Source organism: Bradyrhizobium sp. Unk1, from assembly GCF_059512345.1.
On record NZ_JCAMOP010000013.1, the window covers coordinates 188,137 to 211,238 of the forward strand.

Annotated in this window: 24 protein-coding genes; 8 read left to right on the top strand and 16 right to left on the bottom strand. The window is 59.8% G+C overall.

From position 1 onward, the window contains the following. Window positions 1-51: 51 nt before the first annotated feature. From AC5ZFO_RS18955 to AC5ZFO_RS18990, 8 genes are read right to left on the bottom strand one after another with little or no spacing between them, the layout of a single operon-like run. A complete protein-coding gene (locus AC5ZFO_RS18955; protein WP_496122356.1) occupies window positions 52-1,470 on the bottom strand; it encodes a hypothetical protein in 1,419 nt (472 codons plus the stop codon). Between the two features lie 10 nt (window positions 1,471-1,480). Further along, entirely contained in the window at window positions 1,481-2,665 is a 1,185-nt protein-coding gene (chrA, locus tag AC5ZFO_RS18960; RefSeq protein ID WP_496122357.1) for a chromate efflux transporter, read from the bottom strand. Continuing rightward, window positions 2,665-3,066, bottom strand: coding sequence for a hypothetical protein (locus AC5ZFO_RS18965; RefSeq protein ID WP_496122358.1), 402 nt, complete (start codon window positions 3,064-3,066; stop codon window positions 2,665-2,667). The genes chrA and AC5ZFO_RS18965 overlap by 1 nt, the downstream gene beginning before the upstream one ends. A 37-nt stretch (window positions 3,067-3,103) precedes the next feature. After that, window positions 3,104-3,262, bottom strand: coding sequence for a hypothetical protein (locus tag AC5ZFO_RS18970; RefSeq protein ID WP_496122359.1), 159 nt, complete (start codon window positions 3,260-3,262; stop codon window positions 3,104-3,106). An 11-nt stretch (window positions 3,263-3,273) separates the two neighbouring features. Next, complete coding sequence (locus AC5ZFO_RS18975) at window positions 3,274-3,870, bottom strand: superoxide dismutase (RefSeq protein ID WP_496122360.1); 597 nt, start codon at window positions 3,868-3,870, stop codon at window positions 3,274-3,276. Window positions 3,871-3,897: 27 nt separating this feature from the next. Beyond that, window positions 3,898-4,809, bottom strand: a complete 912-nt coding sequence (locus AC5ZFO_RS18980) for a DUF1259 domain-containing protein (RefSeq protein ID WP_496122361.1) — start codon at window positions 4,807-4,809, stop codon at window positions 3,898-3,900. A gap of 17 nt (window positions 4,810-4,826) precedes the next feature. Continuing rightward, complete coding sequence (locus tag AC5ZFO_RS18985) at window positions 4,827-5,060, bottom strand: PepSY domain-containing protein (protein ID WP_496122362.1); 234 nt, start codon at window positions 5,058-5,060, stop codon at window positions 4,827-4,829. A 49-nt stretch (window positions 5,061-5,109) separates the two neighbouring features. Further along, a complete protein-coding gene (locus AC5ZFO_RS18990) occupies window positions 5,110-5,928 on the bottom strand; it encodes a chromate resistance protein ChrB domain-containing protein (RefSeq protein WP_496122363.1) in 819 nt (272 codons plus the stop codon). Window positions 5,929-6,264: 336 nt separating this feature from the next. Between AC5ZFO_RS18990 and AC5ZFO_RS18995 the strand changes: the two genes are divergently transcribed. Genes AC5ZFO_RS18995 through AC5ZFO_RS19005 form a run of 3 tightly spaced genes read left to right on the top strand, consistent with a single transcriptional unit; the run spans window position 6,265 to window position 8,696 of the window. Next, a complete protein-coding gene (locus AC5ZFO_RS18995; RefSeq protein WP_496122364.1) occupies window positions 6,265-7,299 on the top strand; it encodes a Cj0069 family protein in 1,035 nt (344 codons plus the stop codon). A 3-nt stretch (window positions 7,300-7,302) separates the two neighbouring features. Further along, window positions 7,303-7,899, top strand: a complete 597-nt coding sequence (locus AC5ZFO_RS19000; RefSeq protein WP_496122365.1) for an ABC transporter ATP-binding protein — start codon at window positions 7,303-7,305, stop codon at window positions 7,897-7,899. Continuing rightward, window positions 7,896-8,696 carry an ABC transporter permease gene (locus AC5ZFO_RS19005; RefSeq protein ID WP_496122366.1) on the top strand — a complete coding sequence of 267 codons (801 nt, stop codon included), beginning with the start codon at window positions 7,896-7,898 and terminating at the stop codon, window positions 8,694-8,696. Before AC5ZFO_RS19000 ends, AC5ZFO_RS19005 begins: the two co-directional genes overlap by 4 nt. Window positions 8,697-9,615: 919 nt before the next feature. Here AC5ZFO_RS19005 and AC5ZFO_RS19010 read toward each other — a convergent pair. The 5 genes from AC5ZFO_RS19010 to AC5ZFO_RS19030 form a co-directional block, all read right to left on the bottom strand. After that, window positions 9,616-9,933, bottom strand: a complete 318-nt coding sequence (locus AC5ZFO_RS19010) for a DMT family transporter (protein WP_496122367.1) — start codon at window positions 9,931-9,933, stop codon at window positions 9,616-9,618. Window positions 9,934-10,042: 109 nt separating this feature from the next. Further along, window positions 10,043-10,828, bottom strand: coding sequence for a meso-2,3-butanediol dehydrogenase (budC, locus tag AC5ZFO_RS19015; protein ID WP_496122368.1), 786 nt, complete (start codon window positions 10,826-10,828; stop codon window positions 10,043-10,045). A gap of 198 nt (window positions 10,829-11,026) precedes the next feature. After that, on the bottom strand, window positions 11,027-11,518 hold the full coding sequence (locus AC5ZFO_RS19020) for a carboxymuconolactone decarboxylase family protein (protein ID WP_496122369.1): 492 nt from the start codon (window positions 11,516-11,518) through the stop codon (window positions 11,027-11,029). Between the two features lie 79 nt (window positions 11,519-11,597). Further along, the gene (locus tag AC5ZFO_RS19025; RefSeq protein WP_496122370.1) at window positions 11,598-12,311 is read right to left on the bottom strand and encodes a sensor histidine kinase; all 714 of its coding nucleotides are present in this window, start codon (window positions 12,309-12,311) and stop codon (window positions 11,598-11,600) included. A gap of 28 nt (window positions 12,312-12,339) precedes the next feature. Next, complete coding sequence (locus AC5ZFO_RS19030) at window positions 12,340-13,944, bottom strand: GMC family oxidoreductase (RefSeq protein WP_496122371.1); 1,605 nt, start codon at window positions 13,942-13,944, stop codon at window positions 12,340-12,342. A 366-nt stretch (window positions 13,945-14,310) separates the two neighbouring features. Here AC5ZFO_RS19030 and AC5ZFO_RS19035 point away from each other — a divergent pair, with 366 nt between their 5' ends. From AC5ZFO_RS19035 to AC5ZFO_RS19050, 4 genes are all read left to right on the top strand, one after another. After that, window positions 14,311-17,109 carry a PAS domain S-box protein gene (locus AC5ZFO_RS19035; protein WP_496122372.1) on the top strand — a complete coding sequence of 933 codons (2,799 nt, stop codon included), beginning with the start codon at window positions 14,311-14,313 and terminating at the stop codon, window positions 17,107-17,109. Continuing rightward, a complete protein-coding gene (locus AC5ZFO_RS19040; protein ID WP_212258240.1) occupies window positions 17,109-17,519 on the top strand; it encodes a response regulator in 411 nt (136 codons plus the stop codon). Before AC5ZFO_RS19035 ends, AC5ZFO_RS19040 begins: the two co-directional genes overlap by 1 nt. 31 nt (window positions 17,520-17,550) lie before the next feature. Then, window positions 17,551-18,180, top strand: a complete 630-nt coding sequence (locus AC5ZFO_RS19045; protein ID WP_496122373.1) for a response regulator transcription factor — start codon at window positions 17,551-17,553, stop codon at window positions 18,178-18,180. A 252-nt stretch (window positions 18,181-18,432) separates the two neighbouring features. Then, window positions 18,433-19,071 (top strand): FMN-dependent NADH-azoreductase, encoded by a 639-nt coding sequence (locus AC5ZFO_RS19050; RefSeq protein ID WP_496122374.1) that lies wholly within the window; start codon window positions 18,433-18,435, stop codon window positions 19,069-19,071. Window positions 19,072-19,227: 156 nt separating this feature from the next. Here AC5ZFO_RS19050 and AC5ZFO_RS19055 read toward each other — a convergent pair whose 3' ends face one another. The 3 genes from AC5ZFO_RS19055 to AC5ZFO_RS19065 all read right to left on the bottom strand — a co-directional run bounded on the left by AC5ZFO_RS19055 (window position 19,228) and on the right by AC5ZFO_RS19065 (window position 21,219). Continuing rightward, window positions 19,228-19,896, bottom strand: coding sequence for a cysteine hydrolase family protein (locus AC5ZFO_RS19055; protein WP_496122375.1), 669 nt, complete (start codon window positions 19,894-19,896; stop codon window positions 19,228-19,230). 75 nt (window positions 19,897-19,971) lie between these two features. Further along, a complete protein-coding gene (locus AC5ZFO_RS19060) occupies window positions 19,972-20,190 on the bottom strand; it encodes a DUF302 domain-containing protein (RefSeq protein ID WP_496122376.1) in 219 nt (72 codons plus the stop codon). Between the two features lie 42 nt (window positions 20,191-20,232). Then, entirely contained in the window at window positions 20,233-21,219 is a 987-nt protein-coding gene (locus tag AC5ZFO_RS19065; protein WP_496122377.1) for a nitrilase-related carbon-nitrogen hydrolase, read from the bottom strand. A 414-nt stretch (window positions 21,220-21,633) separates the two neighbouring features. On the opposite strand from AC5ZFO_RS19065, the gene AC5ZFO_RS19070 reads away from it, so the two are divergent. Further along, entirely contained in the window at window positions 21,634-23,037 is a 1,404-nt protein-coding gene (locus tag AC5ZFO_RS19070; RefSeq protein ID WP_496122378.1) for an aldehyde dehydrogenase family protein, read from the top strand. The last annotated feature ends 65 nt before the right edge of the window (window positions 23,038-23,102 follow it).

Below are 23,102 nucleotides of genomic sequence, written 5' to 3' on the forward strand. Positions count from 1 at the left end.
GCGAAAGCCTCGGCTCCATACGCGCATGCATGGCCTCCCACATTATCGATCTCAAGGCATTGGCTTGAACACCCAGATCGCTGCCGGTCCGGCGGGGCCGGCGCGCACTGCTAGGAACAGGCGGTCCAGCTCCGGCACAAAGAGCGACGTTCTCGCGCCCGTTGCCGTCGGCAGGCGTGCGATCCGCCGATAGGCCGATCCACCGATTTCGAGCACGTCGATGTACCCGGCGCCGCAGCTCACATAGACACGTTCACGTTTTGCATCGACGAAGAGGTCGTCGACGTCGCCGCAGGTTTCCGCACTCGCGATCGATTTGCCGTCCGTCGAAAAGACTGCGAGTGCAGCCGGGCTGCGGTACGCCAGAAGCACACGGCTGCGGTCGCGATCGATTGTCATCGCGAAATTGCCGCCCTTATCCATTGGCCAGTTGGCGATCTGCTTCCCGGATGCGCTGTCCACCACCACGACCGCTCGCGCATCGGGCAGGTTGACAAAGATGCGCCCGCTGCTGGGCTCAAGCTGGAAGCTCTCCGGATGGGCCTTCAATGGTATGCTCTGGACCTTGCTGCGAGACGCCGGGTCGATGACCGCCAGACCACCATCGCCGTAGCCGACGATGACGCGCCGGGTGGCAGCGCCGATCCGGATATTGTCGGCGTCGCCACCGAGTTCAATCCGTCCGGTCGTCTTGTACTCGTTGGCCTCGTAAAGCCGGACCGATCCATCGCGGGCGTTGGCGACATAGAGGGTGTCGGTCGACGGCTCATAGCCGACCCCCTGGGGTTCGCTGAGCCCTGGGATGGTTCTGAGGACGGCGTTAGCGGCCAGATCGACGACGCCGACACTGTCGTTGCCGAGTTCGGCCACGAATAATCGCCGCCGCTTCAGGTCGACCGCCAAATGATCGATCCGCCCACGGACATCGCCGAGCGGGATCTTGGTTTCGAGCTGCAGAGGCGCCTTGTTCCCAGCGGATTCGGCCGCCGCCGTCAGCGTCGGAATAAGCGCGTCGATGCGCTGGACGATCTGATCCCGGGTTGCTTCGTAATCGTCGATGCCCAAGGGAACGCCGGACCAGTAGGTCACGTTGACGCCCCCTCGCTGCTCTGCCGGGATTTCGTCGAACGCCACCACCCTGCCTGCCGCGGTCATGTCTTCCACGACGAGCTGTTGTGGCGTGTTGGCCGGCTCCAGACCATCCAGTGCAAGGCCGTCCTGGACCTGCACCGGCACCGACCGGTAAAGATCGATGCCCCGGGACACCGCCCTGAATGGTAGCGCTTGCTCCTGCGCGGCCTTGTTGAAATAAGCCGCAGCGATTTGGCTGTTCACCACCCCGTGCTGGCAGACAAAGACGACGGTCTCGTCCTCGGCCGCCGGCGCGAGGGCGACCGATGTCAGTAGGACCGCTTGGACTACGGCCGCTAGGCGCAGCCATGTCTGAGCATTCCCGAGCAGCGTTCGCATCGTCCGCATCTCACTTCAGCCCTGTGAGCACCCATGCCGGCTGCAGAATCGGATAGGCAACCAGCCCAATGACCGCCGTCACGGCAATGAGCAAGGGATTGCTGACTTTCCAACGAAACAGCACGGCGAGCGACACGATGCCGATCAGCGCGGTGAGCCAGTCGCCGATCGCGATCTTGCCGAGCAGGAAGCATGCACCCAAAATGGTTCCGATCGCCGCCGCATAGGCGCCCTTCACGAAGCCCTGCACATTCGGATTCCTGCGATGGCGCGCCAGCAACGGCGCCACGATCAGGACCAGCAAGAAGGACGGCAGGAAGATGCCGACCGTCGAGATCAGGGAGCCCCAGAAGCCCGCCACCAGATAGCCGACGAAGGTTGCCGTGATCACGACCGGCCCGGGGCTCATCATGCCGATCGCGACAGCCACCAGGAATTCGCGCTCATTGAGCCAGCCATACTGCTGCACCAGCCCCTGCTCCAGGAAGGGAACGATGACCAGGCCGCTGCCGAAGGTCAGCGAGCCCGCCTTGAGAAAGAACAGCAGCAGCTTGCCGAGCGTCGACCCGGTCGCGGCCGGCACGGCGGCCGGCGCCGCCGCGGGGATCAGCGCGAGTTGGAGAGCGACCGGCGGGCGCTTGATGTGTCCGTAATAAACGATACCGACGATCCCCGCCCCGATGAACAGAAATGCGACCTCGGCCTGCAGGATCACGGTGACCGCCAGACAGACCGCGGCAATCACCCATTGCAGCCAGTCTTCCATGCCGAGCTTCGCGAGTCGGTAGCAGGAATGCAGGATCAGGGCGATGACGGCGGGGCTGACGCCATAGAAGATGCCGGTGACCGCCTTGAGATCCCCGAGATGGACGAAGAGCGCGCCGAGGGCGGCGACGATGATGAAGTTCGGCAGGATGAATGCCCAGCCGCCGGCCCACGCGCCCCAGAAGCCGCCGCGCAGATAGGCGATGAAGATCCCGACCTGGATCGCGAGCGGTCCGGGCAGCGACTGGCAAATGGCGATGGTCTCGCGCATCTGCTCCTTGGTGAGCCATTTCTTGTCGTCGACGAGCTCGCGCTCCATCTGGCCGACCAACGCCACCGGTCCGCCGAAGCCGAGAAAGCCCAGTCGCAGGAAATAGCGGACCAGCTCGCCCATGTTTCCACGCTCGGCATTCATCGTTGTCGTCGTCATCACTTCTCCCCATCGCCGTGATATGCGGGCTCCAATATGCCGTCGAGCGGACCGCCGAGCCCCGTCGGCTTCAGCTCGAACCGTTTGCCGCTTTGCGTCACGCGGTAGCAGCCGTCTTCCATCTCCTTAATATAGAGACAAATTTCATCCTTCCGGACGCGCCATTTGCCGACCTGCTTCGCACCCATCGAGTAAGTACGCAGCGTCCCGTCGCTGTCATAAACAAATCGATAGTGGACCTCGTCGGTCAGTTGCTTCCCCGTGAAAGCCGCTCGAAAATGGGCGCCGGTCAACGTTCGAACGCTCTCGGCCGCGACAAAGCCGGCATCGAGGATGACCAGTCCCCCGATGCCGGTAGCGAGTGCCGCGATGAGACGCCTGGCAAGAGGTGGCTCTTCCATTCCGCCAGCCTCACTTTTTGCACGCCTTCCGACACATCTAGTACTCGGTCTTGCAGGCGGGGCCGGCGTAGTTCTTCATGCAGGCGGCTCGCTGGTCGGCGCAGACCTTGCAAGTCTGCGCGCGAGCCGCCTGTGGGGCAGCAAGCAGACCGGCCAGCGCGAACACAGCAACGGCAAGGCTTCTCAGCCCCCTCATCTCATCTCTCCTCAGCTTTCTTTCGCGTATTGATCGTAGAGCGCGGAGGCGTTGTCCCAGCGGATGGCCTCCATGTAGACGTCGACATAGCGGGCCGCCGCAGCGCCGAAGTCCATGTGATAGGCGTGCTCATACATGTCGAGCACCAGCACGGGACGGCCGCCGGCGAGCGTTGTCGTATGATCGGCCGCCCATTGGTTGACGAGCCGCTTGTTGCGAGGGGAATAGGACAGGATCACCCAACCCGAACCGCCGCCCTCCGCCTTTCCCATCGCCGCGAACTCCGTCCGCCATCGCTCAACGCTCCCGAAGTCGCGTACGATCGCCTCGGCGAGCGCGCCGCCCGGCTTGCTCGCGCCGCCGAGGCCGTCGAAGTAGATCTCATGCAGGATCATCGAGTTCGCGGCGATCAGCTCTTCGCGCTTCAGGCCGTTGATGACGAAGTTCGGCGCCTTGGCGAAGTCCAGCTCGGCGAGTTGCGCGCCGATCGCGTTGAGCCGCTTCACCGCGCCGCCGTAGTTGTTCTCATAGTGGCTGACGAGCACCTTTTCAGAGATGCCGCTGATCGATTTCGGGTCGAACGGCAGCGACTTGGTTTCGTAGGGCATCAGGCAACTCCTTCGCTCAATCCTGGCTCAACTCTTCGTACTGGCAGTCTTGTCGAGTGCCGCGCGCAGGCCTTCGGCGAGCTTCACGGCGGCGTCGTTCGCCCAGAAGTGCATGAAGAACAGCCGGGGCTGCTCGTCGAGCATGTGGCTGTGCAGCGCGGTCACCTCGATGCCGTGTGCCCGCAGCGCCAGGATGACCGGGTTGACCTCGTCCCCCGTCAGCACGAAATCGCCCGTGATGGCAGCCTTGCCGCCTCCGGTCGGCTGGAAATTGATGCCAATCGCGACGCCCATCGGGCCGACGGGGGCCAACGGCATGCCGTCCTGCGTGATCGGGTCTCGCCGCTTGACGTTGAACTGGTAGACGCCGCCGTTGGCCTGGCCCTTCACGCCGATGATCTGGTCGAGCTTCGCCGTGTCGAGATCGACGGCCGGCGGCGGGCCCGCCGGCGCCGCGACCGTCGGCGGCGTCTTGCTCTCGGCCAGCGCATCGTGGATCGCCGAGGCCAGCTTGACGGGATCGCCGTGGCCGGCGACGTGCATGTAGAAGGTCGCCGGGCTCGCTCGCAGCAGATGATTGTGCACGGCGGTGATCTCGAGACCGCTCGCGATCATCTTCGCCATTACAGGATTGATCTCGGTCTCAAGCAACACAAGGTCGCCCATGACCATGGCGCCGCCATGCCCTGGCTTGAACGCGACCCAGCCGCCGAGCGCCAGCGCCGGCTTGATCGCCACGCCGTCCAGCGTCACGGACAGATCGGTACGGGGAAAGCCGTAGCGGTGGACGTCGTCCGAGACGGCAGCCTTCCGCCCCAGTGTCTCGTCGACCTTCTGCCAGTCGACGCTCTGCGCACTCGCCGCCGAAACGAAGGAGCCGAAAGCAGGTGCCAGGATGCATGCGCCGAGCGCGATCAGCCCGTGAATTGTCCGTTTCATCGTTCCGCTCCTCGAACTCAGTTTCGTTCTTTGATCTGGCCGCTGCTGTCGACGACGAGTGTCACCGGCTTTCCGTCCTTCACCGCCTTGGCGGTGGTGCCTTCGGCCGTCGACTTGACGTCTTTCACCTGCGAGTAGCCGGCCGCCTGGATCTTGGCGACCAGCTCTTCCTGGGTCAGGGCATGGGCGGGCGAGAATCCCGCCGCAAGCGCTACAAAGAGCGCGGCCGGATAGGTCGTCGATGTTCGCATTTCTGATCTCCTGGTTGTCCCTGCCCCAGAAGTCATCCTGCCTCCGGCCTCACCTGACCTTGTTGGTCGGCCAGTTGTGCGTTTCCTTGGTCGCGTCGCGACACCATCGGTAGAACGCGTCGTAGAGAAGGAAACCGGCGTTCAATTGCTCGAGGTCGTCGTCGAACATGCGCGAAAGGCCGAGCGATGCCGCCAGCAAGCCGGGCGCCTCCGGAGACAGATCGAGGCGCCCCGTATCGGCGGCGCGGACCATTGTCGCCAACCGCTCCAGCGCGGGCGACGACAGACCGAACTCCTTGATCATCACGTCGAAGGTGCAGAGGTCGCCGCGATGGCTCCAGAACACGTTTTCGACGTCGAACGGCGTTGCCTCGAAACGTTCGGCAACGGCCTCGACCTCCGCCGGCGTGACGAACAGGAAGACCGCAGTGGGATCGACGAAACGGCGGATCAGCCACGGGCAGGCGATCCGGTCGATCTTGGGACGCGCTCGCGTGACCCACACCGTGCGACCACGGCCGTTACGCTTGGGAATCTTGGCCGCCGGCACTGTAGGGTGGTTCGCTTCCTTCCAGCCGACCTGGCCACCTTCGAGGATCTCGGCTGCGACCTTGCCGCATCGTAGCCAGGCCGCGGTGACCTCGCTGAGCTTCTTGCCCTTGTGACAGACCACGACGACGGACTGGCCCGTGAGACGTGACGCCCAATCCTGGACGTCAAGGTGCGAGCGCCGCACGGCGCCAGGAATCAGGCGCGGGTCGGCCGAAAAGTCCTCGTCGATGCGGACGTCGATGAGCGCCGGCGCGGCCGCCGTGCCTATCAATCGAGACAATTTGTCGGGTGAGATCGAGATGTACGATGCTGACATGCGGCGCCCTTGGTGATCAGGACGCGATTCTTGGGCATGACGCCTCGCGGGGAGATCGCACATCCCCGTGGCGCGAATAAAAGCCCGGATGGAGCGGCTGTCAACCCGCGCGCACCGATGGATTCCAAGATATCCGGCCTCGGTCACGAAGAGTTTTCGGCGATCGAATGGAACGAACTCGATCACGTCACTGGGGCTGACTCCGCCTCCGGAGAGAAGAATGGCCACTTGATGGAGCCACGCGACCTCACGTAGACTGCCCGGGCGGGATCAAGCAGACTCCCGGCGAGACTTCGGTCCAAGTTCTGCGCAGCACGCAACACGTGGAGCTTGCGCATGGATACCGAACGACAACCCTCTCCTCGACGTACAGTCGCCATCCTCTCGCGAGGAGATGCCGTCGCACGTCGAGACGCCACCTCGAAAAACGGCCGCTTCGTCGACGTCTTCGAAGCGCTCGCCGCCGTCGGCGTGGAAGGTCACCCCGCGATCTACGACGAAAGCTTCGCCGACGCCGTCCGCGAACAACTGCTCGCAGCGGACGGCGTGCTCGTCTGGGTCAACCCGATTCAAGACGGCCGAAACCGCGCCGGTCTCGATGCCCTGCTGCGCGACGTCGCCGCGCAAGGCGTGTGGGTCAGCGCTCATCCGGACGTCATCCTCAAGATGGGCACCAAGGAGGTCCTCTATCGCACCCGCTCGATGGGTTGGGGAAGCGACACGGCGCTTTATCAAACCGCGGAGGCCATGCGGGCCGAGCTGCCGGCGCGGCTCGCCGCCGGCCCACGCGTTATCAAGCGCGCCCGGGGCAACGGCGGCCAAGGTGTCTGGAAGGTCGAGCAGCCGCAGGATTCTTCGAGATTAAGGGTGCTGGACGCGACCAAGGAGGCCTCCGAGGAACTGGCATTGGACGATTTCCTTCGCCGCTGCGCGGAGTATTTCGAGAACGGCAGCGTCGTCGACCAGCCATACCAGCCTCGTTTGGGCGAAGGCGTCGTCCGCTGCTACATGGCAGGCGATCGCTGCGCCGGCTTCGGCCATCACAAGGTCAAAGCCCTGGTCGATTCGCCGGCGGCGCGTTCCGAAGCCGGACCGCGACTCTACACGTCGAACGCAGATCCCCGCTTCCAGCGGCTGCGCCGGTTGATGGAGGAGGAGTGGACGCCCCAGCTAACCTCGCTGCTGGACATCGCGCGGGGAGACCTGCCCGCGATCTGGGACGCCGACTTCATGCTCGGCCCCGTCCAGGCCGATGGGCACGACAGCTACGTGCTCGGCGAGATCAATGTCAGCTCGGTGCATCCCTACCCGAACGAGGCGCCGGCGGAGATCGCCCGGCGGGTTGCCGATCGGCTGCAGCTTACGCTTTGACGCATGCTGACGGTCAGCGGGCTCAAGCGCTTGCACATCTCCGTGTCATTCGACCTGCAGGACGGCGAATGCGTCGCCCTGCAGGGACCGTCCGGGGTCGGGAAGACTTTGCTGCTTCGCTCCATCGCCGACCTCGATCCGAACGAAGGAACGGTCAAGCTTGACGGAACGCTGAGGGAGGCGATGCCCGCGCCTGCCTGGCGAAAACAAGTGACGTACCTCGCCGCCGAGCCTGGCTGGTGGGCCGACATCGTGCAGGAGCACTTCATGGCCTGGGATGATGCTCTTCCCCTGGTCAACCGTTTGGGGCTTCCGGACGACTGCGGACCGTGGCCGATCCAAAGACTTTCGACCGGCGAGCGACAGCGATTGGGGCTTGTGCGTGCGCTCATGCTGCGATCGCGGGTGCTTCTTCTGGACGAGCCGACCTCGGCGCTCGACGCGGCATCCGCTGCGGCCGTGGAATCCTTGATAGCCGAACGAGTTTCGAGCGGAACGAGCGTCGTCTGGAGCACCCACGACAACGCCCAAGCGCGCCGCGTCGGGTCAAGGATATTTGCGATGAGGCCCGACGGCGGGATCGAGGAAAATCGGCCGTGACCTACATCCAGCTTTCATACGGTGATCTGGCCCTGCCCGCGCTGCTTGTCGTCATGGACGGCGTTCTCTCGCTTGTTCTTCGCCTCAAGCTTGAAAAGCAACTCGCCATCGCGACGGTGCGCATGGTGGTGCAGCTCGTCCTCGTTGGATACGTGCTGACGTTCCTGTTTGCCGCGGTGTCGCCGCTCTGGACCGCTCTCGCCGCCCTGATCATGGTCGTCTTCGCCTCACGGGAGATCGTCGCGCGGCAGAAGCGGCGCCTTCCGGGCGTCTGGAAGTACGGTCTGGGCGCCGGATGCACGCTGCTCGCCGCCGGTACCGTCACGATGTTCGCACTCCTGACGGAGCTACGCGCCGATCCCTGGTATCATCCGCGCTATGCGCTGCCTTTGCTGGGTATGATGCTGGGCAACACCATGACCGGCATAAGCTTGGGCTTGGACGTGCTGACGAATAGCCTGGTGCGCGAACGGACCGCCGTGGAAGCGTGTCTCGCACTCGGCGGCACCCGGTATCAGGCACTGCTGCCAGTCATCCGGGACGCATTGAGAAGCGGCTTCATGCCGATCATGAACAGCATGGCGGCGATCGGCCTTGTTTCCCTGCCGGGGATGATGACTGGCCAGATCCTTGCGGGCGTCGAGCCGGTCGATGCGGTAAAATATCAATTGCTGATCATGTTCCTGATTGCCGGCGGGACCGGGCTGGGAACTCTGGCCGCCGTCCTGGGCGGCGCGCACCTGCTGACCGATCATCGACACCGGCTACGTCTCGACCGCATTTTGACCGAAGAGTAGGAATGCTGCTCACTCCTGTCGAACCAAACGGCAGATTGAGGGAGATCTATTGAGACCGCCGCCATCGCCGACTCCTCAACGGGTCCGCCAATTTCGCTTTGTCGTTATTCTGCGACACTCGCATCTAGCCGAATGTCCACCTTGCGGCAAAACCTTTCGGTGCTCGAAATCAAGTTCTGGATGCCCGGCCCTTTAGTACGATCAGGTGCGATGCAATACCCTGTTAGTGAAAACGCTATGGATTGCTTACTATCATCCGGATAAGCCAACCTTGTCGCTTAGGTCAGTACCTGAGTGCGAAGCCAGCGAGAGCAACTCTCGCCAGACTACGCTAAAGGACGCAATGCCAGCCGGACTCACTACTCCCACTCAATTATTGCGAATGACGTTTTGTCGTTGATCCGCAAACATAAATTTTCGAATCTGACGGACAAATGCCGACGGTATACCCGACGCAATTTTTCGATCTTGAATTCACAGGAAAATTCGAGCCGCTCGTGATGCTGGCGCCTCCGGTACCTATCGGCGTCAATCGACTGTTCAGAGGGCTCTCTCAAGCAAGACGGGGATGCTCGCTTCAACGAGGGATATTTAATAGTACCGTCAAGAGCACACCAGACGTCACGGTCGGCTGCTCGTCGTGGGCCAACCAGAATAGTCCGCTTTTCGCTATGAGCAGCCCTCCCCACGGAGTCGCAGTTTGACCCAAGGCAGACAATCGCCAGTGCGGTAGATGCCATGACCCGCGCGATATCGGTGCGGGAGAACTTCGCGGTACGCCCCGGTCACGCAGCTTTAAGACTCTCATTTGATAAATGGAGCTAAGCGCGACGAAGGTTCGTTACGATCGAGGCATCAGCTTGAAACTGCACCCTTTGCGGAAGCCGGTAGCTTCATCAAGTTTACTGCGCGTCGCTTCTCAAGCGGAAACCAACCTCAGACCAATAACCCCTCCCAAAATCGAAGCGATGCAAAGCATCCGAACAGGTGAGGCTGACTCACCCAGCATTGCGATGCCCACAATGGCGGTACCCGCCGCACCAATGCCGGTCCAGACCGCGTAGCCCGTTCCGACGGGAAGAGTTCGGAGTGCAAGCGAGAGCAGAAAGACGCTCGATAATCCGGTAGCAGCGGTAAACAGCGAGGGTATCAATCTCGTGAATCCCTCCGACAGCTTCATGCCGAAAGCAAATCCGATCTCGAGAAGGCCAGCAGAAGCCAGTATCATCCATGCCATAGATCCAAGCCCCTTAATTAGTTCACGGAATGCATTGGCCAGCCAGGTCGACGCGCTTGGACTGATTTGCTTGCCACCTCATATTTCCTGCCACTGCGCGAGCCTGTCGTTAAAGGAAAGGAGCTTGGCCACTCGACGCATCCACGCCGCCGTCGATCGGTAAGTTGACTCCATTTACGAAACTTGCGTCGTCACCCGCAAGAAATGCGATGACGCTCGCGACTTCTTGCGGCTGGGCGCCGCGTCCCATAGGAATGCGCTCTAGCAGGCGTTGAAGCAGTTCGGGATACTGTTCAAGCACTGGTGTTGTCAGGTCAGTGAAGGTGGTAGTTGGGCAAACCGCGTTCACCCGCACTCCTTCCTGAGCAAATTCGATGGCCAGACTACGGGTGAGATTGCAGACGGCACCTTTGGTCGCGTTATAGAAGCTTAGCCCGCGATCACCGCCCAGCCCGCTAATGGATGAGACGTTGATGATCGAGCCTTTGCTTTGGATTAGATGAGGAAGCGTGGCTCGTGCTGTGTTGAGGATGCCATCAACATTGACCGCAAACGCGTCGCGCCAATGCTGAACGGGCATCGTGAGGAAGTCTCCGACGGTACCGGTCCCTGCATTATTGACGAGAACGTCAATCCTGCCGAAGCGGTCGACCACGTCGGCAATTAGACGTTCTACGTCCTCGATGATTGAAACGTCACCAGGTCGGACCATACAGCGATCGTTGTCAAATGCCGCGCCGACCTCGATTAACTTGAACTGGCGCCGTCCATTCAGCACAACGGCGGCACCTTCGGCATGGAAGCGATTTGCTGTGGCCGCGCCTATGCCGCTGCCGGCGCCGGTAACTACTACAACCTTGTCTCGGACTCTTGCACGCATATCTGTCACCTCCATCTAAGGGTCGAGCGTCGATGCGATCTAAGAGTTCGCATGTCGGCTCGGCATTTGAGCTCCCGTTTGTTCAGAACGCTCGGTGACCCTTGTCTGCCTGTCCGAGAGCATAGGACGATCATTGAAGAAGGAGCCGTCGGCCTTCCGACGGCTCCAATTTTCCCTGGCAGCGGGAGGAGGTGCCAAGACTTGGTCGATGCCCTATTCGTCGCGCTGGCCGACGGCCGATGCCGCATTCGCGACTTTGAGCGAGGCCGCGGGCGGCGTGCGGAATGCGATCGACAGGCGATTGAACACATTCATCAAGCTGACCGCATAGGTTAGGTCTGCGAGCTCCGTACCGTTGAATTCGGCGGCAGCAGATTCATAGTCAGCGGCGGGAACGTTGGTCTCGGCTACGCGCGTTACGGTCTCCGCCCAGGCGAGTGCAGCGCGTTCGCGGACGCTGAATAGCGCGCCTACATCACGCCAGACCGGTACAAGCACGAGCTTTTCTACCGCGACTCCGAACTTGAGCAGATCGCGTGAATGCATATCAATGCAATACGCGCAGCCGTTTATCTGCGATGCTCGCAAATAGACGAGATAGATCAATTCTTTCGCGAGACTGCTCTCCTGAAGGAGCGCGTAGATCCCTCCGAAGGCCTTGTAACCCGCCGGCGACGCCTTGATGTAGTCAATCCGACTATTCATGGAAGATCCTTTCCTACTGATGAGAGTTCCTAGAGACAACTATTGAGCTACTATGCCCGAGTATGCGCCGTCGATTGCTTCACTCCTGACCTGGCTTGGCTGCAACAACGTCGACAAGTCGCGCCGTGGCTTCGATCGGAAACGTAAGGGTAGATGTGGCCCCTTCCAATCCGAATTCATGGCTGATCGCGCCGCCCAGTTCCTTTGCTAGGGCAGCTACGATTTTCAGCCCTTGGCCGATCCCGTGTGGGCTCTGGGCTGAGCCGTTATCCCTAACGCAACATTCAACCAGCAAGCCCGAGGTACGCAGGGTGACCTCAATGGTCCCGCCGCGATTTCCGAAGGCGTGACGTGCGCTGTTTGTGATCAGCTCCGAAAGGATGAGACCAAGCTTCCAACACCGCTCTGAACGCAACTTGAATGGTCGCAAGATGAGTATCAGCTCAATTCCTTGAGGATCAAGCCGAGCGCACGAGAGCGAATGACAGAGCGCGGCAGCGTATTCAGATGCGTCAATTTCGGTGCAATGTACCGGCATCTGTAACGCCCGATGCGCCACCGCATAGCAATGTAGCGTATTGCTCACCTTGGCGAGGGCAGACTTGACTTCGTGAGATGTAGAGCGGCGCGCGATCGATACAGCGAGTCCAATCACTGACGTGAGCTCATTTTTAACACGATGGGAAAGCTCTTGGATGAGCAAATGGTCGACCGATGTTGGCTCGAGGCGTAAATCGACGACGTTCTGTGCGTTGCTGCTGGAGTGGTTCGTTTGCATGTGTTCGGCCTCCATCCCGTTAGTCCCTATATGAAACGAATGTTCAGACGTTCTCTCGGATTAAATCCGCAGCCTTTTCGGCAATCATGATTGTGGGAGCGTTCGTGTTGCCGCCGACGATGGTTGGCATCACGGACGCGTCAACCACGCGCAACGCGTCAACGCCGCGTATACGCAGCCTGGCGTCCACCACCGCCATCGGATCGTCATCCGGACCCATCTTGCAGGTGCCAACCGGGTGATACTGCGTATCGGCTCGACTGCGAATATCGCTCTCAAGACCGGCAACATCGTCGATTCGCGTCGGGTACAGCATTTCCCCGCGGAGTTGATGGAATGGGCGGGATTCGATGATTCCTTGCTGGATTTGGGCTCCCTTGACCAACAGCCTTAGATCGCGCTCGTCGGAAAGGAAGTTGGGATCGATTCGGGGCGGATCGCGCGGGTCGTTGCTGGTAAGTCCTACGACACCTCGACTATGGGGTCGCAAGACATCAACGTGGCAGGATATGCCGTGGCCAAGGTGGAGCATGCGTGCGTGATCGTCGACGATTGCAATGACAAAGATCAATTGCAAATCGGGCGCCGGGACTTCCGGCGATGATCGAATGAACGCGCCAGCCGTGCCATAGGTCGTTGTCACTAAGCCGGTACGGCTGCAATTCCACTCAAGGATCGCACGCAGCATTCTCCCCGCGCCCCTGAACGAAATGCCAACTGTCCCGATGTCGTCCAGCAAGCGCCACGATTGCACGTAATCGATATGATCTTGTAAATTCGCACCAACACCAGGCAGGTCGTGCAAGATCGGAATGCCAAGCTGGGTCAGCGCTTCGCCAGGGCCTATTCCGGAGAGTTGCAGAAGTTGCGGCGAACCAAAAGTGCCTCCGGAAAGTATTACTTCTCGCCGGGCGTGCGCCTCCCTCACCTCTCCGCCGTGGTAATAAGACACGCCGTACGCTCGACGATCCCTCATCAATATCTTGGCAGAGACGGCATGTGTCAGAATTGCGAGGTTCTTGCGCGACAGGTTCGGAGTGAGGTAAGCCGTGGCCGTGCTGCACCGCTCGCCGCCCTTATGGGTCACCTGATACGCGAAGGCACCGTCTTGCGCCGCTCCATTGTAATCAGGATTCAGCCGGATTTGCCGCAGCGTTGCGGCCTCAAGGAACAGCTTGGTCAGCGGGCTCTCGTATCGCTGATAGGTAACGTTCAGAGGTCCGCTCTGACCGTGGTAATCATCCTTGAACTGTTCGTTGTTTTCAGCGCGCTTGAACAGCGGCAACACGTCGTCATAGGACCAGCCAGGATTGCCGAGCGAGGCCCAGTGGTCGTAATCCCATCTGTTTCCTCGCACGTAGAACATCGCATTGATTGAGCTTGAGCCTCCAAGCACTTTGCCACGCGGTTGATATCCGCGGCGGCCGTTCAGGCCGGGCTGTGGTACAGTCTGGAACGCGTAGTTGTTGAGCTTTGTCGGCACCATTGCGACGAAGGCAGCCGGAGCTTGTATCAGAACGCTCGTGTCTCCTCCGCCAGCTTCGAGCAGACAGACTGAGATGCTCGGATCCTCCGTGAGACGCGACGCGAGCACGCATCCCGCAGAACCTGCACCGACAATGACGTAGTCGAATTCACGTTGGTCCATGACGCACTCCAGCAGGGAGCTTTGCTTCGGCGCCGATTGCGAAAACAAGGAAGCGACGGTTCATCGGCTGACGTTCGATTTACGCGGTATCGGCGATGAATCCATTGCACGAAGGTGTCGCCAGCCGTCCGCCGTTTAAGTCGACAAGTCGTGCGATCCTCAGTCGTCGGCCCATGCACGAGCCTTCGCCGATGCCAGTAAATGCCGAAGATCGCGGACAAAATCGATTGTCGATCGAGCAGGTCAGGGAGTAGGCTTCTGCTCAAAGCCGGAGTGGCGATCCTTGAACCGACACCAAGGTATCATCGACCCCGCCTGGCTCCCCGGCGCATTATTCTGTCACGGTGACCGTCAGGAACGAGCCCCATGGAGAACGACCTCAGTCCTGTACTCGATGCGCTTCCAGGATTGGCTTGGACGGCGTTACCTGACGGAAATGTAGATCACGTCAGCCGTCGCTGGTGTGAGTACACCGGTCTTGATGCTGGCCAGCTAGTGGGGGCCGGTTGGCGGCGTGCCGTCCATCCGGAAGATCTACCCGGTCTGCTAGAGCGCTGGCGGTCGATTCTGATAGCCGGCGCGGAAAGCGCGATGGAAGCGCGCCTGCGTCGCTGCGATGGAGAATACCACTGGTTCACTATCCGAGTTCGACCATTAGTCGACGGGCCCGAAAACATCGTCAAATGGATCGGACTGAATATTGATATCGAAGACCGAGGGAGGCTTGGTCGGGCGAGCGAAAGTCTCTATCGCTCCATTTCCGACACCATTCCTGCGATGGTGTTCTTCATGACACCGACGGGCGAACTCGAGAGCGTCAATCAGCATGTCCTCGACTATGTCGGGACGACGCTCGAGGATCTAAAGGGCTGGAGGACAGGAAGTCTGGTTCACCCCGACGATCTCCCTTCGGTAAGAGTGGCTTGGGACCGATCGATAGCCACGGGGGAGCCGTACGATGTCGAGCAGCGTATGCGACGCGCTGACGGCGTTTATCGATGGTTTCACGTGCGTGGAATGCCCCGCAGGGACGCGCGCGGACAAATCGTACGATGGTACATGATCGAGAGCGATATCGATGACCGGAGACGTGCTGAGTCCCTGCTCTTGGGCCAAAAGCAACTGCTGGAAATGGCGGCTGCCGGCAGTTCGATGTCGGACATTCTCGTGGCACTGTGCCGCCTCGTTGAGACTACGACCGAGGGGTGCTATTGCAGCGTGGTGCTGGTCGACCCAACCGGCACGCGGCTTGAACACGGCGCCGCGCCTAGCCTTCCGGCCACCTTCATCAACTCAATCATTGGCCGCCCTGTAAATGCCGATTCAGGCCCCTGCGCGATGGCCGCGCATCTGAACGAACAGGTGGTCGCCGCCAATCTCATGCTGGAAACACGATGGGCGACGCATGCCTGGTGCCCAATGGCCATGGCGCATGGGCTTCAAGCGTGCTGGTCAACACCGATCACGTCGACGATGGGCAAGGTTGCCGGCGCCTTCGCGATCTACTACGACAAGCCGCGCACGCCCACCCGAGAACAACAGGATCTTATCGCCCAATTTTCGCACGTCGCCAGCATAGCCATCGAACGAGCGCAGAGCGACACCGCGTTGAAGCAAAGTGAAGCGCGCAAGGCCGCGATCTTGGACGCTGCGCTCGATTGTATCATCACGATGGATCACGAAGGGCGAGTAATCGAGTTCAACCCGGCCGCTGAACGCACCTTCGGATATCCCCGTAGCGAGATCGTCGGTCGGGAATTGGCGACTGCCATCATTCCTCCAGCTCTGCGGAAGAAGCATCGGCAAGGCATGGCTAGATATCTGCAGACGGGTGAAACACGATTGATCGGCAAACGAGTTGAGATGACGGCGGTACGCGCAGACGGCAGCGAATTCCCCGTCGAGCTCGCGATCTCTCGCATTCCTCTGGAGGGACCACCATCGTTTACTTGCTACCTGCGCGACATAACGGAACGCAGGCGGTCGGAGGAGGCATTGCAGCGAAGTGGAGCATTTCTCACCGAAGCCCAGCACCTAAGCAAGACCGGCAGTCTCTCATGGTGCGTCGCTACCGGAGAGATCATTTGGTCAGAGCAGGTTTATCGCATTTTCGAGTTTGACCAAGCGATCCCAGTGACGCTTGAGCTCATTGGATCGCGAGTTCACCCCGACGATATCTTGCTGATGAAGGATATGATCGCCCGGGTGAGCGCGGAGGCAGAGGATTTCGAGTACGAGCACCGGCTGCTTATGCCCGATCAGTCGGTCAAATATCTTCATCTCGTCGCTCATGCGACCCGGAACCGAAGTGGTCAGCTCGAATACATCGGCGCCGTGCAGGACGTCACCAAGCGCCGCATTTCGGAGGAGGCACTAGAGGACGTCAGATCAGAGCTTGCCCGCGTATCGAGAATCGCCAGCCTTGGAGCGTTGACGGCTTCGATCGCGCATGAAGTTAACCAGCCCTTGTCGGGCATTCTGACCAATGCCAGCACCTGTCTGCGGATGCTGGCCGCGGATCCACCCAATGTTGACGGAGCGCGCGAGACCGCGCGGCGAACCATACGGGACGGGAACCGTGCTTCCGACGTGATCGTTCGACTACGGGCGCTCTTCGGCAAACGCCGGTTTTCGATGGAGCGAGTTCACCTCAATGAAGCGACGCAAGAGGTCATCGCGCTGCTGCAGAACGAGTTCAAGAGGGATCGAATTAATCTTGAGGCCGATTTCGACGATTGCCTTCCGGCCGTCATGGGGGATCGCGTCCAGCTTCAGCAGGTTATCCTGAACTTGTTTCGCAATGCGTCGGATGCGATGGGCGGTATCGACAATCGCCCCAAGCGGCTCGTCGTCAAAACCGAACGCGAAACGGATGAGAGCGTGCGCCTTACCGTGAAAGACGAAGGAGTTGGCTTCGCCTCGCAGGACCTGCACAGGATCTTTGATGCTTTCTTCACAACAAAGGAAGCCGGCATGGGGATCGGCTTGTCAGTCAGCCGGTCCATTATCGAAAATCATCATGGTCGGCTGTGGGCGCAATCAAATGACCCCCATGGCGCTTCCGTTTCCTTTTCTATCCCGCTTGGGCTTGGGAGCACGGAGAACCGCGAGCTACACGTTAATTGGGGTCCTGCCACGCGGGGCCAGGTGATGAGGAGCCTATAATGACGAGCCGTTTGCTCGTTTCGATTGTCGATGACGACGAATCGGTACGTGAATCGCTACCAGATCTGCTGAGGGAATTCGGTTTCGCTGCCGAAGCGTTTTCGTCAGCCGAGGAGTTTCTTGTTTCCGACCATATCGATCTCACGAGCTGCTTGATTCTGGACATGGCCATGCCGGGAATGTCCGGACCGGACCTACAGCGAGAACTCCGGTTACGCCGGCAAGACGTTCCGATCGTCTTCATTACTGGTCACGGTGACGAGACAGTCCGGCCACGCGCAATGGCAGAAGGCGCGGTGGAATGTCTGCTCAAGCCGTTCAGTGACGCCTCCCTGCGCGATGCCATCGATCTCGCGCTTCGTGTGGGCAGAATGCCGCGTAGTACCATCGAATGCGGGAAGGTACGGTAAATTAACAGAGCGCTTGTCCTGGATGTCATTCATGTCGCACACCCTGCCGATCGTTTTTGTTGTCGACGACGATATTTCAGTGCGCGAGTCATTGGAATTGATGATCAGCTCGGCCGGTTGGCGACCGGAGACCTTCTCATCAGCTCAAGGGTTCCTTTCTTATCCGCGAGTGCAGGCTCCCAGCTGTCTTATCCTTGATGTGAATTTGCCCGATCTGAATGGTCTCGAACTTCAAGTTCGCGTGGCGGGTGATCGCACGGACATGCCAATCATTTTTATTACCGGATACGGGGACGTGCCGACGTCCGTGCGGGCAATGAAAGCGGGTGCGGTCGAATTCTTGACCAAGCCATTCTCCGACGATGCTCTGCTCGAGGCCATTCGCAACGCTATTGAGCATAGCCGCGCCTTGCTTGATCGGGCAGTTGAAATTCAGGTCATCGCCGATCGATACCGGATGCTCAGTAGGCGCGAACGAGAAGTCATGTCGTTGGTGACGACTGGCCGGTTGAATAAGCAAGTTGCCTTCGATCTTGGTATCAGCGAAATTACGGTGAAGGCGCATCGAGGGCGGGTCATGAGAAAGATGCAGGCTGGCTCGCTTGTTGATCTAGCAGCGATGGCCGCCAAGCTCAGTCTTGGTCAGGACCGGTCCGCTTAACACGGATCTTTGCTTTTCAACGGAACGAGGCTTTCCTCAACGTTCTTCGGTTGCCTCTGAACCTGTGGAAGCTCCCCAAATGGCTAGAGCCGACGGCCGTTTGAGATCTGAATTCCGTGGCTGGCGGTATGCGGCTTGCCCCACCTGGTCAGCGTGCTCGACGATACCATGGTGCAATAGAGCCAGGCTTGAAGAGGGTTATGTCTTTCAGGGCGCGGCGTCTTTCAGCGCTTCTAGAACCTGAGAGAGACGATGATGAAAATCCTTCATGTCAATTGCAGCCCTCGCGGAAACACCTCTGAGAGTTACAGATTGTCTCGGAAGATTATCAAATATTTGCTTGAGCGGGAGCCAGCGGCAATAGTGGTGGATCGAGTAATCGGTGCCGGCGCGATCCCGCATATAGATGAAAGTTACGCGACGGCACTTGGAGGCACTCGACAATCGTCAGCCGAGCGATTTCCAGAGGGAACCATGGCTCGATCTGACGAACTCATTCAAGAGCTAGAGCACTCGGATTACGTGGTCATCGGAACTCCCATGCACAACTTCACCATTCCATCGGCGCTGAAGGCCTGGGTAGATCACATAGTGCGAGTACGCCGTACGTTCAACGCGACCAAGGAAGGTTACAAAGGGCTACTGCGCAATCGCCCGATCTATGTCGCGGTGTCCTCGGGTGGCAGATACTCCGGCGGGCTGGCGCGTCAGCCGGACTTTCTAACCCCGTACATGAGAACTGTGCTGGGCGTTATTGGCTTTACTGATGTCACGTTCTTCTCCGTTGAGGGATCATCCCTTGGCCCGGAGGCAGTTATCGAAGCGAGAGCCGGGGCAGACCGAGCGCTACGAGAACACTTCTCTCCATCCCGCGCGCGGCTTCACCCATAAGACAGTCCGAGGCATGTCCGCGCGCTGGTGGACCCGTCCCACTCCGATGGACACGTTGCCCTCCGATCTTCAATGGGACAGGCGTGGGAAGCGCGGGATGAACGTCAACGCGCCAGGGCGTCCTAAATACTTTACTCCGCGTGGTCATACGACCGACTAGAGCGGCTTTGAACTCGCCTGCCCTGCAGACTTTTCGCCAGCAGACGCAGAAGTCCGGATTGCAGAAACCAGCTCGGCGGTCGTCAGGATCTCGTGCGCAAAGGTAGGGCCGTCGATGTCCAGCATAGCATGCAGGGCTTCATGTGAGCGCGCTGCCGTCCCATCTCGTACCAACGTAACGTGGAAGCCGAGTTCCATCCCAATACGGGCCGTCGCTTCGACGCAGGTGTTCGCCAACAAGCCCGTGCAGATGATCTTCTCTTTGCCGTATCGCTTGAGCTGGTGTTCAAGATCCGTGTTGGGAAAGCCGCTCGACGCCCAGTGCTCGGTAGCTACTATGTCGCCTACCTCGACCTGGAAGTCTTTGTGAAACGTCCCGCCCCAACTATTCTTTGCAAAGGCTTGCCGTTCCGCCGCGCCGAGCTGATAGGGCGAGGGATACTTCCAATCCACGTAGTCTCCGGGTTCCCAGCGATGATGTGGAACGTGATAGATCGCGATACCTGCCTCACGGGCGGCTCGAACGATCGTGCGAAGGTTTTCCAGCAGGTTGGCCTCCTCGGCGCCTTCCTTAACCCACGGCCAGAGCTTTCCGCCGACGCTCAGGAAGTCGTTGTAGAAGTCGATGCACAGTAGCGCGGTGATCGTGGGTTCGTACGTAGCCATCGATTTTCTTCCTTGTCTGCACTCAGCGCCGGTATTCGGCCCAGGCTTGCTACCGCCTTCGGATATGCAATCGATTCATGTTGCGGCGCGGATCAAAACATCGTGGATCTTCTCATCAAGGTCTTGTGCCACTGCAGTCACGCGTTCGTTGCCGAATTGACCAAAAAGCTCCGATGGTCGGTCGTATTCGATAGTCGCGGCGCCTGACTCATACTCGTAGACTACGATGCGAAGAGGCGCATAGAGGGCCGCGGCGAGTTCGTGCTGAGTCATTTGCCGCGCGACGGGAAACATCATTTTCTCCGTTGGTTGGTTAGTTTTCGGTCGCGACGCTCGTTATCCCGTGGCGGTGAGCGAATCATCGGCGGTCTCAAGCCCAACTGACGACATCTGCGCGTGAACCTCGTGGACGTGGGAAGCCGGTGCGCGATTGATCAGAAGACTGAGCAATTCCGGGCGACTATAGTGACCACGCGAATCCATCAGGCGCTTGCGCTTGTCGATCAATGAAAAGTCGAGGTCGGCAATCACCACCCCCTCATCGGAGCGCAACGGCTGTCCCAGGAATTGTCCCTGTGGCGTGACGATTGCCGTGAAGCATCCGCCGGAAATCGGAGCGATCGGACAACCGGTGTCTTGCATGATCCGGGCTTGCTGATCCGCGTCGAGCCAGGCGCATGCATTGACGACGAAGCAAGCAGACTCCAGTGCGTGCTGCCTGATGTTGATTTCGGTCTGCTCGGCGAAAAGGTCGCCGCCGAATGAGCCTGGATACATTGCTGCATGAATCTGCTCGCCGTCAGCCATCAGCGCATATCGCGCCAATGGATTGTAGTGCTCCCAGCATGCCAGCTGCCCCACGCGCCCCACCGCGCTGTCGACGGCCCTGAGCCCCGAACCGTCACCCTGGCCCCAGATCATACGTTCGTGATGGGTGGGCAGTATTTTGCGCCGGCGCTGGATAAGGGTGCCATCCGCATCGAAGAGAAGCTGAGTGTTGTAGAGCGTCCCACCATCTCGTTCGTTGATGCCGATGGACACCACGATATTGGCTTGCCGGCAAGCGTCGCCGATCGCTGCCGTCGTGGGTGACGGCACCGTCACAGACTGCTCGAACAGGACGAGATTCTGACCGATCGCTTCAAACGGAGGCTGCACGAACGAGAAGTAGGGATAGTAGGGCAGAATGGTTTCGGGAAAGGTCGCGAATTGCACGCCCTCTCGACCGAGTTCAACGATCTTCTGGACAATCTTCGCCGTCGTGTCTTCACGACTGTAGAGAACTGGGCTGATCTGCACGGCTGCTGCTTTGATGATGGTCATGGCTGTGCCCTCTAAGTGACCGAAGTTTATGTGTAGCTAGGCGGACCCGCCGCCTGGCTCAATTGCACCATGGTGTCGTCGGCCATTCTGCGCGGGCACCTCGCGCATGAGCGCCGGCGCAACGAGGCGGCGGCGTGCGCCATTAAAGAGGTCCTAGTGAAACCAAGGAAGCGCCAACAGTCGCGATGACTCGTCTCAAGGTATCGGCGACACCTTGGTCTGATTGAGGCGGAGCATGTGTGTGACCAATTCTGGCTCATGAGTTGTGGCCGCTCGATAAGCACCCCGCGGGATCGGACCGACTAACGCGTCGTCCGGATGGTCGCGCGCAGGTGCGATGCGTTGAAGCGCGCAATTCTCCGCATACCGCGGTTCAGACCGCGGTCGATCTTGCGATTAGACCGGGAGTGAACGATGAATGAATTCAAACTGCTGATCGACGGCAAGTTGGTGGCTGGTGCAGCAACGCTCGACGTCATCAACCCGGCAAACGAGGAACTGCTTGCGGTTGCTCCACGGGCTGATATCGCACAACTCGAAGAAGCGGTTGCCGCTGCGAAAGCGGCGTTCCCCACATGGGCAGCCAAGCCGGTTCGAGAGCGCGGCGCTCTTCTTGGGAGAGTGGCCGACGCGCTCGAAGCGCGAAAAGACGAGTTCGCACGATTGCTGACACTGGAGCAGGGCAAGCCACTGTCCGAAGCGGTATGGGAGATCACTTTCTCCACAGACATCATCCGCTATCACGCGGAACTCGATCTGCCGTATGAAGTGTTAAAGGACAATGCGACACAGAAGATCGTGCGTCAGCGTATGCCGCTTGGCGTGGTCGCAGCTATCGTGCCGTGGAACTTCCCGGTTATCCTTCTGGTCCTCAAACTCGCGCCGGCGTTGCTCGCCGGCAACACGGTGGTCGCGAAGCCGGCTCCGACCACGCCTCTCACGACGCTTCTGTTCGGTGAAATCTGTGAGCAAGTTCTGCCGGCGGGTACCCTCAACATCATCGTGGATAACAATGATCTAGGTGGGGCGTTATCAAGTCACCCCGATGTGGCGAAAGTTGCCTTCACTGGCTCGACCACGACCGGTAAGAAGGTGATGAGCGGCGCAACAAGCACTCTAAAGCGGTTAACCCTTGAGCTGGGTGGCAACGACGCCGCGATCGTGCTTGATGACGTCGACCCGGTCGAAGTAGCGCCCAAATTGTTTGTCGCGGCAATGATGAACGCCGGCCAGCTCTGCCTCGGAGCCAAGCGCATCTACGTCCATGATTCACAGTATGATCGGATCTGCGAGGAACTCGGTCGCCTCGCACGCGAATTGGTGGTCGAGGACGGATTGAAGCAGGGGACGCAGATGGGCCCGCTGCAGAACAGGGCGCAGTTTGAGAAGGTGAAGGGCTTCCTCGAAGACGCCAAACGGAACGGCAAGATCGTTGCAGGCGGCGAAGCACTCGGACGTAAGGGCTATTTCATTCAACCAACCATCGTCCGGGACATCGCCGACGATACGCGACTGGTCACGGAAGAACAGTTCGGCCCGGTCGTCCCGGTGCTGCGCTACTCTGACGTTGATGACGCGATCGCTCGTGCCAACAACTCGGAGTATGGGCTCGCCGGAACGGTTTGGGGCAAGGATCTCGATCGGGCGTTCTACGTAGCAGCTAAAATCGAGACCGGCACTGTCTGGATCAACAAGTTTCTCGACGTGTCGCCCGATATTCCTTTTGGTGGTGCCAAGCAATCAGGCGTCGGCGAAGAATTAGGACGAGAAGGCCTCGAAGCGTACACCCAAGCCAAGATCATCAATATGGCGAAGTAACGCTCGGCGCCCCTCTGACATGCGAACAGCTTTGCGCGTCTCAAATGAGAGATGATCACGCCTTT